This window comes from Rufibacter roseus (assembly GCF_001647285.1).
In the GTDB taxonomy this organism is placed as follows: Bacteria; Bacteroidota; Bacteroidia; order Cytophagales; family Hymenobacteraceae; genus Nibribacter; species Nibribacter roseus.
Genome location: NZ_LRML01000002.1, coordinates 119,560 through 132,736, shown reverse-complemented (window position 1 = coordinate 132,736; position 13,177 = coordinate 119,560). Strand labels below are relative to the sequence as shown.

Genomic DNA, 13,177 nt, shown 5'->3' with positions numbered 1-13,177 from the left:
TCGCGTTTTCAGGCTGATTTTGAAAAAGTAAGCTAAAAACGCGGCAGTGTTTAGGCGTAGAAGGGTAGTTGATTTGTAAACAGGCTTAATGTCATTTAGATAATGATTGTTCTGTTCAATACCAGTACAAGCGCAAGCCTTCTGTGCATATTGGTTAACTTCTTAATAAAAAGGCTGCTCCCCTTGTTTCTGGCTTAGTTTTTATGAATTCAAGCCAGACAAGGGGAGCAGCCTGAAACTAAATTTTTTCTAGGTTTTCCCTAGTCAGCTCATTTTTGATTTCTCCGGTGTTCACTACACTAGCTGGCTCAAACAGCAGTACGTGCGCCTCTTGATCGGCTCCAGGTCTGTGCTCTACTCCTCTGGGAATGATGATAAACTCCCCAGGTTTCACATACACTGTTTTATCTCGGAGTTCCATTTTCATCTCGCCGGAAATGACCAGAAACAGCTCGTCTTCATGGTCATGTTTGTGCCAGATAAAATCGCCTTGGAATTTAGCCAGTTTGACCTGCTGCCCATTCAATTCACCGGCTATTCTTGGGTTCCAGTAGTCATTGAACTTACCTAACTTCTCTGTAAGATTAACTTTTTCTATGCTCATGGTATTGATTCTTTGGGTTTAGATTTGGCTGTTTTGTGGCTGTTTTTCTAAAAATAGCCACAAAATATAGGTTAAGCTTTATAAGCCGCAATGGTTGGGACAAGTATTTCCACGGCTTCATCGGTTAAATCAAGATGCGTGACAAACCGGATAAGCTGCGGCCCAAAGTCAGAAGCCAGAATACCTCTTTCACCTAAGTACTCCAGAAACTGTTTTGTAGTCACGTGTGCAGCCAGGCGACAGATGACAATGTTGGTTTCTACGGGCATTACTTCGGCTACATAGGCTGCTTTTTCCAGAGCCTTACCAATCAGAGCCGCTTTTTGATGGTCTTCTTGCAGACGATCAATGTGGTGGTGCAGCGCGTACAATCCGGCAGCGGCCAAATAGCCCGCTTGGCGCCACCCACCGCCTAAAGCTTTTCTTACCCGCTTGGCCTGCTCAATCATTCGTTTTGGCCCTAGCAACAGAGAGCCCACCGGGGCGCCCAGCCCTTTTGAAAGACAAACTGAAATGGTGTTAAAGTACTTGCTATAATCTTTGGCTTCTTCACCAGATGCGGCTAAGGCATTAAATACACGGGCGCCGTCTAGGTGCAAGGGCAAACGGTGCTTTTTACATACTTTGGAGATAGCGGCAATTTCTTTTAAGGTGTAATAGGCGCCGCCGCCCTTGTTGCAGGTATTCTCCAGAGACACCAAACTGCTTACAGGGTAATGAACATTGTCCGGGTTAATGGCGGCCTCTACCTGTTTTGCTGTAATTTTGCCGCGTATGCCATCCAGCAGTTTGACCGATGCGCTTGAGTTGAATGCTATGCCTCCTGCTTCATACAAGTATATATGGCTGTTTTTCTCGCAGATAACCTCAGAGAGCGGCTGGGTGTGCAGTTTAATGGCGATTTGGTTTGTCATGGTTCCGGAAGGGCAGAAGAGACCTGCCTCCATTCCGAACATACTGGCACCATACGCTTGCAATTCATTCACCGTGGGGTCTTCGCCGTACACGTCATCACCTACGGGGGCTCTGAACATGGCATCCAGCATGGCAGGGGTAGGTTTGGTGACAGTATCGCTGCGGAGGTCTATTGGAATCATCAGTTTTTATTGAGGTAAATTTGAGATTGTAAAATTAATAACATACTTTTGCGATTCAATTTTAAATATTGACCGATGGCAGTTACTAGATTAAAAAGAAAAGATCGCAAGAATAAAGCTAGACAGAACAACAAGCAACGCATCATTAAGCAATTGTTGTCAACCCCAGTTATCAAGAATGTAGACGTTGAAGCGCTGAAAGCTCAGTTCAACAACGCACCTGCTGCTAAGGCAGAAGCTGCTCAGTAATCTGCGTTTTTTCGTTCGCCTACTGCCTTCCGGCAAACAACCGCGATTACATTTATTCTGAAGATAATAGAAAGTGTAGCCCCAAAGGCTACACTTTTTTTATGCCCTTTTGCCTAGCTCAATGGCCTGCAGGTTCTGAATTTTGCCTTCGTTGATCTCAAACCGCATCATAGTCCGGATCTTATGAAAGCCATGTTTACCGGCCGCGCCTGGGTTTAGGTGCAGTAAGTTTCCGTGCTTGGCATCTGTCATCACCTTCAGAATATGGGAGTGGCCGCAGATAAAAAGTTTTGGTGGATTTTCTTTGATGAGCGCCCGAACGTCAGGAGCATATTTTCCCGGATAGCCGCCAATGTGTGTCATGAGTACATCTAAGCCCTCACAAGTAAACCGCAGGTTCTTGGGGTGAAGGTGCCGAACATCAGCCGCATCAATATTTCCATAGACTCCACGCACCGGCGCCAACTCCGCCAGCCGCTCAGACACCGCCGCCGTTCCGAAATCCCCCGCATGCCAAATCTCATCGCAGCCCTGCAGGTGCGCCAGAATGCGGTCATCAAGATAGGAGTGAGTGTCTGAGAGAAGGCCTATTTTCATTTTTTTTTAATGAGTAATGAACAATGATTAATGATCAATAGAATTTTTTTGGTCAATTTTTAGAAAACCAGCCCTAAAACAGATTAATACACTTCTACTCAAGAATAGTTATTGTATCCCCTAAAGATTGATCATTAATCATTGTTCATTACTCATTGTTCATTTATACTCCCCACTGCTCAGGAGCCTGTCTCCATTGGCCAAGAGTCTCTAAAGCGTCAGGGGAGACGTAGTTTTGTTGGGCGGCTATTTTTATGAGGGAATCATAGTCAGATAGGCAGAAAAGAGGAATTTGTGCCTGTTCAAAGTTTTTGGTGGCCTGCGGGAAACCATACGTAAAAATAGCAGCCATGCCTATCACCTCAGCCCCAGCGGCAGTAACGGCTTTGGCGGCTTTCAAAGAGCTTCCGCCGGTTGAGATAAGGTCTTCAACCAACACTATTTTTTGACCGGCTTCCAGTCTTCCCTCTATCTGATTGCCCATGCCATGGCTTTTTGGCTCAGGCCTTACATAAAGAAACGGAAGGTTTAGCGCATCTGCTACCAGTGCGCCTTGGGCAATACCAGCCGTGGCAACGCCTGCAATGGCCTGCACCTGTGGATACTGCTCCTTTACGGCTTGCGCCAGAGCGTTTTTAATGTAGGTGCGAATTTCCGGAAAAGACAACGTTACCCGGTTATCGCAGTAAATAGGGGAGTTCCAGCCGGAGCTCCATTGGAATGGCTGGTCCGGACGTAAGCGGACAGCTTTGGTCTCTAAGAGATAAGCCGCAATCTGGGCGGCGGTTTCTGAATGTGGCATGGGCGAAAATACGCAAAACCAATTATGTTTTCCGCTACAAAATGCCTTGTGCCTTCTGAATTTTCTTTCTTATTTTGTAACCAGTCACGCTTCGTACATTAGCGAATACTTCCCATGAATGTCTTTATCAACGACATCCCACTGATTATTAAAAAGAACAGTGATAAGATCTTTAAGCACAAATATGATTTGGTGTTAGATAAAGACGACCAGTTTACCTCTAAAGACTTAGTGGGCAACGTGCTTATACGCAGTGCCAACTCAGCTATGATTGACCGTTTGGTGCGCCTGATGGAGGTAAAAAAACTCAAAAAGTTAGACTCCCTGACTTTGGTGGCCGATAAGAAAGCCAAGCTGATGGAGCACCTGAAAGATCAGTTCAAAATCATTAAGGCAGCCGGTGGCTTGGTCTTGAAAGAGGGTAAGATTCTGATGATATACCGCTTGGGAATGTGGGATCTGCCTAAAGGCAAAATCAAAAAGTCTGAAGAAACCAGTTTGGGTGCACTTCGCGAGGTAGAGGAGGAATGCAATATCAAGGTAGCCATTACCGGTGAATTGCCTAATACCTGGCACTCATATGCCTACAAAGGCAACAAAATTCTGAAAAAGACGAGTTGGTACACCATGCAGTGCCTTGATGACACTTTTATGAAACCCCAAGCGGAGGAGTTTATAGAAGAGGTGCGCTGGATGACACCAAACGAAGTGTTGGAGGTATTGCCAGAATCTTACGCGTCTATTCAGTTTGTTATCCGCGAGTACTTGCGGGAAGCTCGGAAAGCGGAAACGGAATAAAATCCTGTACATTACCCCCGAATTTGTGTATCTCTCTTATAATAGAAGAGCTGATAAAAGCCAGTCGGGGGGAAGTAATTAAGAAAACCGTTTCCAAGTCTGCGTTCACCAGCCGGTTAGCTTGTGCAATAGTGTTCTCGTATTCAAAATCGGTGGTGTTGCGCAGTCCTCTTAGTAAGAATTGGGCTCCTACTTCTTTGGCAAAATCAGCGGTGAGGCCTTTGAACGACTGCACCTTTACCTTTGGGTTCTCCTGAAAGAGTTTTTCCATTACTTCCACCATCTCGTTTACCCCAAAATACCGGCTCTTGCTGCTATTGTTGCCAATAGCAATAATTAGCTCGTCAAACATTTCTGCTCCACGTAGTACCACATCATGGTGGCCTTTGGTAAAAGGATCAAATGAGCCGGGGAAGATAGCTACTCGTTTCATGTGCAGTAGAAGGTAGTAGTAGGTTAGAAGCGTGAAGATGGCCAATTTATTTGTCTCCACCGCATCGTATTGCTCATTCTGCTGTTTTTGTAGAAAGCTTAAGTTTGTGATTTAGCTCTGTTTTTAGAAAAATAAGCCCAAAATAGAGTTGGTACAGATGCTAATTCTGTTTTTTAAAAGATTCAGATAAACTTAACTGAAAGTAAAAGGCTCTGCTCGATATTACTTTTAAGCAGATTGATGTTCAACCTCTGGAGCAATTAATCTGAAGCCGTTACCGTGCACATTCACTATTTCTACCTGAGGATCTCCTTTCAGGTATTTACGGAGCTTGGTCACAAACACATCCATGCTGCGGGCGGTGAAGTAGTTGTCATCTTTCCATATTTTGCTTAGCGCCACCTCCCGCGGCAGCACATCATTCAGGTGCTGGCACAGCAGCTGCAGCAGTTCAGCCTCTTTGGGAGAAAGTTTTTGGGTACCTTGGGCGCTGGTAATCAAACGCGTTTTAAAGTTAAAGTGGTAGTGCCCCAACTGGTATTCAAAGACTAGCTCTTTTTCTGCGGGAGCCGCCGCAAAGCGCCTTTGTAAAATAGCTTTGAGCTTGCAGAGCAGAATTTCAGAATCAAACGGTTTGGTAATGTAATCATCAGCACCAATCCGGAAGCCCTCCAACATATCTGCTTTCATGGCCTTGGCGGTTAAGAAAATAACAGGCATGTGAGGGTCAATACCTTTGATATCTGTTGCCAAAGAAAAACCGTCTTTAATTGGCATCATCACATCCAGAATACAAGCCTCAAAGTGTTCTTTCTTAAACATATTAAAACCTTGCTGGCCATCGGTGCAGAGGGTCACGTCATAATCGTGCAGTTCCAGGTAATCTTTTAAAACCATCCCAAAGTTTGGGTCGTCTTCTACTAAAAGCAGGCGGGTGGTAGTTTGCAACGTCATGGCTAGAAGGAGTTTTGTGACAAAGAATAAATTAAGATTGAGGGTTCTGCGAGGGCAGCCAAAGGGTAAATTTGCTTCCGCGCCCTAATTCGCTTCTGACATGTATACTGCCAGAATGCGCTTCGGCCATGGTTTTCACATAGCTCAAGCCTAAGCCAAACCCCTTTACATTATGCACATTGCCGGTTGGTACCCGGTAAAATTTCTCAAACACCTTTTTCTGCGCCTCTCTTGACATGCCCGCTCCCTGGTCTTCTACAGAAATATGCATTCCGTTAGAAATCATAGAGGTTTGCACTACAATGTTGGGGGTGTTGGGGGAGTATTTGATTGCATTGTCTAATAAATTAGCTATCATGTTGGCTAAATGACCAGGATCAGCCCAAACGGTAGGTGTAGAGGCATCAAGTTTCAAATCCAATACGCCTTTTCTTTGCTCAATATGTAGTTGAAAGGGTTCTGTCGCCTTTTTGATCAGTTGGTGAACGTCTACTTGTTCAAAAGCCAGTTGTATTCTGTTCCGCTCCATTTGTGCTGTTTGCAGCACTTTCTCCACCTGGTGGTGCATGCGTCGGTTTTCATCTTTGATGATGCGGGCGTAATAGTCTACTCTTGCTTCGTCAGTGCGAACTTTTGGGTTAACCAAGGCATCCAAAGCAAGCGAGATAGTGGCAATGGGTGTCTTGAACTCATGCGTCATGTTATTGATGAAGTCGTTCTTGATCTCAGAAATCTTCTTTTGCCGAAGAATGGTGGAGAGGGTGAAGTAGAACGTAAGAATAATGATAAATGTGAACAGGTACGAGATAAGCGTAGGTGCCAATATGCTCTGCCATACCGCTGTATGCCGCTCGGGAAAATTGAGCCGCAGGTAACTGGGAGAGGTTAGCACATCATTCGGAAACAGCCTCACTTGATATACTCCGGCAGCCGAGGGTAGTTCCGGTCTGTTGTTGGCAAAAACAAAATTGTCCTCTTCCCCAGTTTCTATCTGTAACTCATACGGAGTACAGATGTCACGATTCTTGAGTTCAGTGGCCAGGAGCTTTTCTAATTCCAGTTCATCTAACCGTTGCTTCAGAGGTTTCTCCTTCCGTACATATTCGGCGGCCATTTTTTCCATTACCTGGTTCAGGTGCTGTGCTTTGGCTGCGGCTTTTTGTCTATTGGTTTGCTCTTGTGCTACCAGCTTTTTGGCAGCAGCATACACCTGTGGTTTAGGCGAGGGGGCTTTTACGGGTGTAGGTTCATTTTCTTTATTCAGGCTTTTGACAATAGCCCTGGTGCTTATGGGAGCCGCCACCCTGAGCATGTTTCTCCGGAGAGTATCTATTTCGTATTGAAAGGCTTGGCGCGGCAACTGCTTTAAAATGCTGTCAGTGTAAATATTAATATAGTTGCCGTTATTCGATTTTCTGACATCTATACTGCTGATGTTCTTTACAGGTAAATGTTGCATAAAATCAACTCCCTGAACCAACTGTAGCGTGTCAAAAGAATACTTTAATACCATATTAGAGTCACGCTTCTGCCTGTACAAACCAGCAACTTTTATGGTATCAACCATTTTAGTGTTGGCTGCCAAAACTTTCCAGATGACTACAGAGTCAAGCTTAGAATGGCCAAAAATGTTTTTACTTGCTGTACTTCTGGAAGTGTCAGGGCGGGAAGACCTGGCGTAAACACGACCCTTGGCACTTTTATCTGAAACAATAGTAGTGGCAGTAGAGTGGGTAACCGGTCTTGAAGTAATGATTTCAAATGGGGCGTTTCTACGTAATACTATCGTTTCAGCGGCACGCAATGGCTCCACTTTTTTGCTGGGTACAAACAACACTTGTTCCTGTACAGGTGCTACGGTCTCAATTTTTGCTACTGAGGATTTAACAGGTTTGGGCGTGGGAAGGGGAGTAGGAGCAGGTGTTTCAGCTGGGTCTGGCAGAACTGTAACAGGCTCGGCTACGGTGGTGAGCGCGGCGGCTCTTAGTTGTGGCGCCTCTTCCTTCAGAAAAAGCACCGCCTCATTGGTTTCTAGCCGCCGGACAACCTGGTGTAAGGCATCATTAACGTTTCGGTCAAATACTTCTTCTTCCATCTGCACAGCATGTTGAATCCAGTACGCCTGGAAGCCTATTAGACCTACAAGAGAGAGGCTCATCAACAAAATGACCAATAGCAATGTTTTCTTTCTCATCTCTACAAATATAAGAAGTAAGACGGGGGTAATTTTTACTTTAACTTTTCATTAACAGACTTTAACTAAGCCTTAACCCACACCCAAGGCAGTACCTAGTAATATTGTAGCAGTCAGTTACATAGCCACTTCTAAAGTACCACTGTTATGATAAAGAAACAACAAATTAACGCGTGCGGCATGGCCATTGCATTCTTGTGCCTAATCTCTTATTCTGCTGCTTTTGCGCAAGAAGCTAAAACCATTAAATCTGGTTCCGCCAAAGAGGCAAAGGTGAAAATTCTGCAAAAAGAAAATGGAGAATACATGCTTCTTGATACCACCCTAACGCTTGCAGAAGGAGTAAGCGTAGAAGCGGCCGTGAAGCAGTTGAAGCTGCAGGAGCAAGATCTGAAGGCGCTTGGGGCAAAACCCTTTGTTCCTTCAGAAATAAAAGGAGTGGGGGACATTGATTTCATAAGGGTATTGCCCTCCAAAGTAACTGATTCCGCCAGAGCAGTCATGTTCAGAAGTATTAGACCAGATTCGGCAAGGGCAGTTTTGTTCCGCAATCTAGGCTCCGACTCTGCCAGAACCGTTTTGTTTAAGACGTTTGGCGCAGACTCTGTCAAAGCCGTAAAGTGGAGAAGTTCTGTACCAGATTCTCTCTTTTCAAAAATCAGAGACAGGCACTTTTATGTGAAAGGAGCGGCAGTAGAGGGCATGTCTCCTCTGGAGAACAAAGCTATAAATATCAACGGTCAACAACTGATGCTCCGGCACTCAATAGGCAAAGATTCTTTAATGAGAATGAAAGTGTTCTTCCGGTTAGACAGCACAGTTCAATTGAAGGCTGATTCCTTCTTGATCAGGGATAAAATAAAAATAGAGAAAGACGGACAGACCGGTGAGATAAAAATTTTCCGGATGCACACTGATGGTACAAGTGATGCTCTGGAGACAGGGGAATATGATGTGCTGAAGCTAAATTCAGATACCAAAGAGAAAGTGATTGTGTTAAGGGCATCAAAAACTACAGAAGTTAAAAATGAAAAGAAGGAAGGTGAGAAAGCGAAGAAAAAAGAGAAAGCAAATGCCTCCCAGCTTGATGTTAAAGTTTACCCTAACCCTACCAGCGGAACGGTAAATCTTTCTTTTGACGTGAAAAAGAAAGCCAATGTTAAAGTAAGAATAGTGGATAGTCAGGGTAGAACAGTTTTACAGGATGAGCGCGAGTCTTTTCAAGGACAGTATGCCAAAGAAATTAATCTGTCTAAATATGGTGCCGGAGTTTTTGTGATACAGCTGATGATAGGTAATTCTATTCAGGCGGAGAAGGTTCTGGTACAATAGTTTTCTCTCTTTCATATCACATTAAAGCAGGGCTCGGCAAATTGTCGGGCCCTACTTTTTTTGCGCTAGACCAGTACACGTATTTTACGTATTTTAGACCTGAAGAACGGCACCTGCCCCAAACCCTGCCTTACATGAAAAAGATCTACCTGTTCTTGTGGTGCCTTTGTCTTACTATACCAGCGGCTCTGGCACAAACTCCCGACAAAGGGGGCTTTACCTGTGCCGATGCTAAAAACAGGAAAGGGCACATGTTGCTAGCCGACGGTATTACTTCTGAGCCACACCGGGCCCTGATGCGGCAGTACGACATCAACTACTACAAGCTGAACCTGGAGCTGGAAAGAAATTCCTTAGACGTGCGGGGTAGTGTCACCATTGGTGCCACTGTCTTAGCCAACGGCTTTGTGAACTTCGCGTTTGAATTGCATCCAGACATGCAGCTGCAACAGGTACTCATTGATGGGGTTAATAGCGAGGTAATACGTACCGGTGGTGAGGCAATTGCAACGCTCAGGGCTGCCAAAAACAATAAACAAAAGGTTAAGGTGGAAATCTTTTACAGCGGCAGGGCTCCCTCCGGTGCCAGTGCGGCCATTGGCAACGGCTTGAATACCGCTGTAGCCCAGCCCTGGGGCAAGCAGGTTTTATGGAGCTTGAGCGAGCCTTTTGCTGCTTATGAATGGTTTCCGTGTAAGCAACTGCTAGCAGATAAGGCTGATTCAGTAGAGGTTTGGGTAACCACTGATGTTAATAACAAGGTAGGTTCAAATGGAGTGCTGCAACGGGTCACCCCCATGCCCAACCAGAAGCATAGGTTTGAGTGGAAATCTACTTATCCAATTGCCTACTACCTAATCTCAGTGGCGGTTAGCCAGTACCAGGAATATTCCTTTGAGGTTCCCATTCCGGGTGTAAATCAGCCAGTGTTTGTTCAGAATTATATATATGACCACCCGCAGGCATTGGCAACTTACAAAGCAGGAATTGACCGAACTGCTGATTTTCTCCAGATTTTCTCTGAGATGTTTGGGCCTTACCCTTTTTACAAAGAAAAATACGGACACAGCATGGCACCCATGGGCGGTGGCATGGAACACCAGACCATGACTACTCAGCAAGATTTCGGCTTTACCTTGACGGCGCATGAACTGGGGCACCAGTGGTGGGGAGATGAGGTGACCAATGCAGATTGGAGCCATATCTGGCTAAACGAAGGTTTTGCCTCTTATTCAGAATTGCTTGCCCTAGAGCGGCTGCAGCCTGACCAAAGACAAACATGGCTAAACAGGGCGAGTCAATTTGCCTTGATTCCACCAAAGGGGCAGGTGTTTGTTCAAGACAGTACCAATGTAAGCCGTATCTTTTACTACCCATTAACTTATATGAAGGCTGGGTTTGTCTTGCACATGTTGCGGCACACCTTACAGGAAGATGCTCTCTTTTTTAAAGTACTGCAAGAATACCGTAAAGAGTTTAGGTATAAAGTAGCTACCACCAGAGGTTTTCAGCGGGTAGCGGAGTGGGTGACCGGGCGTTCCTTGAGCTATTTTTTTGACCAGTGGGTGTACGGAGAGGGTTACCCTTCTTTCAATGTAACCTGGAACCAAGAGGAGAATAACCTATATCTAAAAAGCGTACAAACCACCTCAAGCGCCGCTACTCCGTTTTTCAGAACTGAAGTTGAATATAAAATAACCACAACACTAAAAGATACGGTAGTGTTGTTGCAACATGATAGCCCTACTAAACAATATAAGTTCAGAGTGTCAGGGCAGGTGCTTTCTATAACGGTTGATCCTAACCAGTGGCTCCTGGAGAATAGCCCACCCGCTACCCAAGATCCTTCTTTGAACTCCTATACACCAGAAGAATTCTCTATTTATCCTAACCCTACGGTTGGGTCTCTAACCTTAAGGGGAGGAGAAGGGCTGCCTGTGCAACTGGTGGTGTATGATATGATAGGGCGTAAGGTGTTTACCTTAGTTCCTTCTGGTCCTTATAATAATGTTTCCCATTTACGTCCGGGGTCATATATATTGAAAGCTGAGTTTATTGGTAAGACTGAAATTGTGCGCTTTGTGAAGTTGTGAACGTGAGGATTTAAAAATTTTATTCTATTTTAACCTAACAAAATCTTATTAAATCAGTTTAAAGCTTTGCGGCGGGTGATAAATTTTTGGCAATGCCTACGCTTCTGCCAATTCTGAAGTGGTACTTCCTTGAATTTTCTTAATACTAAAACATTCTAATAAGCCCTGACAAAGCTTACCAAACTAACTGTAACTTAAAATTATGACTATGACAATGACTACCGATACAACCGTTGATCTGGAAATTAAAAACCAATTGTTAGACGAGTGCATTAGAGTACAAACTGACTTTGTGGAGAATGCACGCATAGCCATGGAAGATGCTCAGGAAAGCGCTAACGAAAGTCAGGGAGCAATAGAAGATAAATTTGAGTCTTTCAGGGAGGCCTGCCATATTCAGCGTGATATGTTTGCCAAGCAATTAGACGAAGCCATTGGAAAGCTGAGTATTTTGAAACGGATTGTACGTAACAAAGTGAACGATACCGTTACTTTGGGTTCTGTGGTGCGCACAGATGCCCAGAACTATTTTATATCGGTTAGTCTGGGTGAAATTACTGTTGACGGAGAAAAATATTTCGCTATTTCGCCTGCTTCTCCGGTTTTTCAGGCCATGGCTGAAAAAGGGAAAGGAGATACCTTTACTTTTCGTGATAAATCAATAAAAATTCTAGAGGTGTTGTAGCATCAACCTCTCTAAATATTAAAAATTGTTTTAAGGCTATTTTTCAGAAATCAAGCCTAAAACAGAAATCTTTTAAACAAGTAGTAACAACAAAAAAGCGGGCTCTCTTACCGTAAGAGAGCCCGCTTTTTTATTAAGTGTTTATTAATTTACTCTTGTCCAGATTTGTGATCTACCAATGAGAGAAATGCCAATGTAGCCTTTCACTTCCAGCTTATCTCCGTTCCCGAGCAACTTCATGTAAGAAGAATAAGTTTTACCAGATTTAGGATCATAGATGGTGCCGTCATCCCATTTGCCATCTCCTTCTGGTTCAAAGCCTTTTAAGAACACCATGTTCATAATAGTGCGGGTCTGAAGCTTTGGGTCAGGGTTCAATTGGTCAAGCTTGGGTTTACCGTTACGGTTAGGTTCTTTAAGCCAGATAATTTTACCACACAGCTTGTCGCCGCATTGGTAAATCTCAAAACGGGCTTCTTTTTCTTCATTGGTCCATATGCCAATGGGAGAGTTCTTTTGAGCCCAACCAAACGTGGTGATGCCCAGGAACAGGGCAAGCATTAAAAGCTTTCTCATACTTGTGGTAGTTTGTTTGATAATTTGTCTTTCGTTTTTAAATATAAGCAAATAGTAGTCCAAAAAAGCAAATGTGCCTAAACAATTGAATGTTTGCGGCAGTACAATTTAAAATTGCTCAATAACTGTAATTAAAGTGAGAAAAGCAGTTCTGTGGTTTCAAGGAATTTTTTATGCTCTTACGGGTATTTGGCCATTAGTGCACATGCCAAGCTTTCTGGCTGTAACAGGACCCAAAAATGAGGTATGGCTGGTAGAGGTGGTGGGAGTTTTAGTATTGGCCGTGGGCGCTGCTTTTATTACCTCAGCCCTAAGCAAGACTGAAGAAAAAAGCATGGAAGTGTTGGGCTTGTTCAGTGCCTTGGGTCTGGGAGCAATGGATGTACGTTATGCTACCCATGATGTCATAAGGGATGTTTACCTCTTGGATGCCGCCGTAGAGTTTCTGCTGGTACTTGCTTGGGCGTGGATTTTGTTTACCCAATCCCGAAAGCAAAGAACAAAAACTTCTTAAATTTTTTTCCCAAACCTTTTGAACTAACTCTTCGTCTTTTAACTTTATAAAACGGAAGCGAGTGCTCCGGACCCATCTACAAACAACCATAAGTTACTTGGAAGTCCAGAAGGGTTTATGTCGGACTTAAAGAAAGGAGGTAAAAGTGTCTAATCCCAGTAAGAATGTATCAAGCCTAGCTCATGTGTCAACCGTTAATCGTGTTGAAGCTTGCTAACAGACCTTGGTCTACTGGCGAATCCGGCATGA

14 protein-coding genes are annotated in these 13,177 nt (G+C 44.3%); 6 read left to right on the top strand and 8 right to left on the bottom strand.

Features of this window, described 5'->3' with window-relative positions; genetic code table 11:
- Window positions 1-238: 238 nt before the first annotated feature.
- Together A8O23_RS02455 and A8O23_RS02450 are read right to left on the bottom strand one after the other, a co-directional pair.
- Entirely contained in the window at window positions 239-604 is a 366-nt protein-coding gene (locus A8O23_RS02455) for a cupin domain-containing protein (RefSeq protein WP_074988299.1), read from the bottom strand.
- Window positions 605-675: 71 nt separating this feature from the next.
- Window positions 676-1,701: a threonine aldolase family protein gene (locus A8O23_RS02450; RefSeq protein WP_082882867.1), complete on the bottom strand. Its 1,026-nt coding sequence runs from the start codon at window positions 1,699-1,701 to the stop codon at window positions 676-678.
- 75 nt (window positions 1,702-1,776) lie between these two features.
- Between A8O23_RS02450 and A8O23_RS21675 the strand changes: the two genes are divergently transcribed.
- Entirely contained in the window at window positions 1,777-1,950 is a 174-nt protein-coding gene (locus A8O23_RS21675) for a hypothetical protein (RefSeq protein WP_192849029.1), read from the top strand.
- A gap of 99 nt (window positions 1,951-2,049) precedes the next feature.
- Here the strand turns inward: A8O23_RS21675 and A8O23_RS02445 are convergent, their stop codons facing one another.
- Together A8O23_RS02445 and pyrE are read right to left on the bottom strand one after the other, a co-directional pair.
- Complete coding sequence (locus A8O23_RS02445) at window positions 2,050-2,547, bottom strand: metallophosphoesterase family protein (protein ID WP_066616082.1); 498 nt, start codon at window positions 2,545-2,547, stop codon at window positions 2,050-2,052.
- A gap of 163 nt (window positions 2,548-2,710) precedes the next feature.
- Window positions 2,711-3,349, bottom strand: a complete 639-nt coding sequence (pyrE, locus tag A8O23_RS02440) for an orotate phosphoribosyltransferase (RefSeq protein WP_066616080.1) — start codon at window positions 3,347-3,349, stop codon at window positions 2,711-2,713.
- A 114-nt stretch (window positions 3,350-3,463) separates the two neighbouring features.
- On the opposite strand from pyrE, the gene A8O23_RS02435 reads away from it, so the two are divergent.
- Window positions 3,464-4,147, top strand: a complete 684-nt coding sequence (locus A8O23_RS02435) for an NUDIX hydrolase (protein ID WP_066616078.1) — start codon at window positions 3,464-3,466, stop codon at window positions 4,145-4,147.
- Here A8O23_RS02435 and coaD read toward each other — a convergent pair.
- From coaD to A8O23_RS02420, 3 genes are all read right to left on the bottom strand, one after another.
- Window positions 4,101-4,580, bottom strand: a complete 480-nt coding sequence (gene coaD, locus A8O23_RS02430) for a pantetheine-phosphate adenylyltransferase (protein ID WP_066616934.1) — start codon at window positions 4,578-4,580, stop codon at window positions 4,101-4,103. The genes A8O23_RS02435 and coaD overlap by 47 nt on opposite strands.
- Before the next feature lie 228 nt (window positions 4,581-4,808).
- Window positions 4,809-5,534 (bottom strand): response regulator transcription factor, encoded by a 726-nt coding sequence (locus tag A8O23_RS02425; RefSeq protein WP_204377668.1) that lies wholly within the window; start codon window positions 5,532-5,534, stop codon window positions 4,809-4,811.
- 31 nt (window positions 5,535-5,565) lie between these two features.
- Window positions 5,566-7,728 carry a sensor histidine kinase gene (locus A8O23_RS02420; protein WP_082882866.1) on the bottom strand — a complete coding sequence of 721 codons (2,163 nt, stop codon included), beginning with the start codon at window positions 7,726-7,728 and terminating at the stop codon, window positions 5,566-5,568.
- A gap of 147 nt (window positions 7,729-7,875) precedes the next feature.
- Here A8O23_RS02420 and A8O23_RS02415 point away from each other — a divergent pair, with 147 nt between their 5' ends.
- The 3 genes from A8O23_RS02415 to A8O23_RS02405 all read left to right on the top strand — a co-directional run bounded on the left by A8O23_RS02415 (window position 7,876) and on the right by A8O23_RS02405 (window position 11,838).
- Window positions 7,876-9,060 carry a T9SS type A sorting domain-containing protein gene (locus A8O23_RS02415; RefSeq protein ID WP_066616072.1) on the top strand — a complete coding sequence of 395 codons (1,185 nt, stop codon included), beginning with the start codon at window positions 7,876-7,878 and terminating at the stop codon, window positions 9,058-9,060.
- Between the two features lie 134 nt (window positions 9,061-9,194).
- A complete protein-coding gene (locus A8O23_RS02410) occupies window positions 9,195-11,153 on the top strand; it encodes a M1 family aminopeptidase (protein WP_153042051.1) in 1,959 nt (652 codons plus the stop codon).
- Window positions 11,154-11,367: 214 nt separating this feature from the next.
- Window positions 11,368-11,838, top strand: a complete 471-nt coding sequence (locus A8O23_RS02405) for a hypothetical protein (protein ID WP_153042050.1) — start codon at window positions 11,368-11,370, stop codon at window positions 11,836-11,838.
- Between the two features lie 144 nt (window positions 11,839-11,982).
- On the opposite strand, the gene A8O23_RS02400 is transcribed toward A8O23_RS02405, so the two are convergent.
- Window positions 11,983-12,414 carry a DUF2147 domain-containing protein gene (locus A8O23_RS02400; RefSeq protein ID WP_066616923.1) on the bottom strand — a complete coding sequence of 144 codons (432 nt, stop codon included), beginning with the start codon at window positions 12,412-12,414 and terminating at the stop codon, window positions 11,983-11,985.
- Between the two features lie 136 nt (window positions 12,415-12,550).
- Here A8O23_RS02400 and A8O23_RS02395 point away from each other — a divergent pair, with 136 nt between their 5' ends.
- Window positions 12,551-12,928 (top strand): hypothetical protein, encoded by a 378-nt coding sequence (locus A8O23_RS02395; RefSeq protein WP_066616065.1) that lies wholly within the window; start codon window positions 12,551-12,553, stop codon window positions 12,926-12,928.
- Window positions 12,929-13,177: the final 249 nt, after the last annotated feature.

Coding starts and splice junctions, on each gene's coding strand:
- A8O23_RS02450 (WP_082882867.1), bottom strand. CDS start 1,701: ATGATTCCAATAGACCTCCGCAGCGATACTGTCACCAAACCTACCCCT.
- A8O23_RS02400 (WP_066616923.1), bottom strand. CDS start 12,414: ATGAGAAAGCTTTTAATGCTTGCCCTGTTCCTGGGCATCACCACGTTT.
- A8O23_RS02455 (WP_074988299.1), bottom strand. CDS start 604: ATGAGCATAGAAAAAGTTAATCTTACAGAGAAGTTAGGTAAGTTCAAT.
- A8O23_RS21675 (WP_192849029.1), top strand. CDS start 1,777: ATGGCAGTTACTAGATTAAAAAGAAAAGATCGCAAGAATAAAGCTAGA.
- A8O23_RS02420 (WP_082882866.1), bottom strand. CDS start 7,728: ATGAGAAAGAAAACATTGCTATTGGTCATTTTGTTGATGAGCCTCTCT.
- pyrE (WP_066616080.1), bottom strand. CDS start 3,349: ATGCCACATTCAGAAACCGCCGCCCAGATTGCGGCTTATCTCTTAGAG.
- coaD (WP_066616934.1), bottom strand. CDS start 4,580: ATGAAACGAGTAGCTATCTTCCCCGGCTCATTTGATCCTTTTACCAAA.
- A8O23_RS02435 (WP_066616078.1), top strand. CDS start 3,464: ATGAATGTCTTTATCAACGACATCCCACTGATTATTAAAAAGAACAGT.
- A8O23_RS02425 (WP_204377668.1), bottom strand. CDS start 5,534: ATGACGTTGCAAACTACCACCCGCCTGCTTTTAGTAGAAGACGACCCA.
- A8O23_RS02415 (WP_066616072.1), top strand. CDS start 7,876: ATGATAAAGAAACAACAAATTAACGCGTGCGGCATGGCCATTGCATTC.
- A8O23_RS02445 (WP_066616082.1), bottom strand. CDS start 2,547: ATGAAAATAGGCCTTCTCTCAGACACTCACTCCTATCTTGATGACCGC.
- A8O23_RS02405 (WP_153042050.1), top strand. CDS start 11,368: ATGACTACCGATACAACCGTTGATCTGGAAATTAAAAACCAATTGTTA.
- A8O23_RS02410 (WP_153042051.1), top strand. CDS start 9,195: ATGAAAAAGATCTACCTGTTCTTGTGGTGCCTTTGTCTTACTATACCA.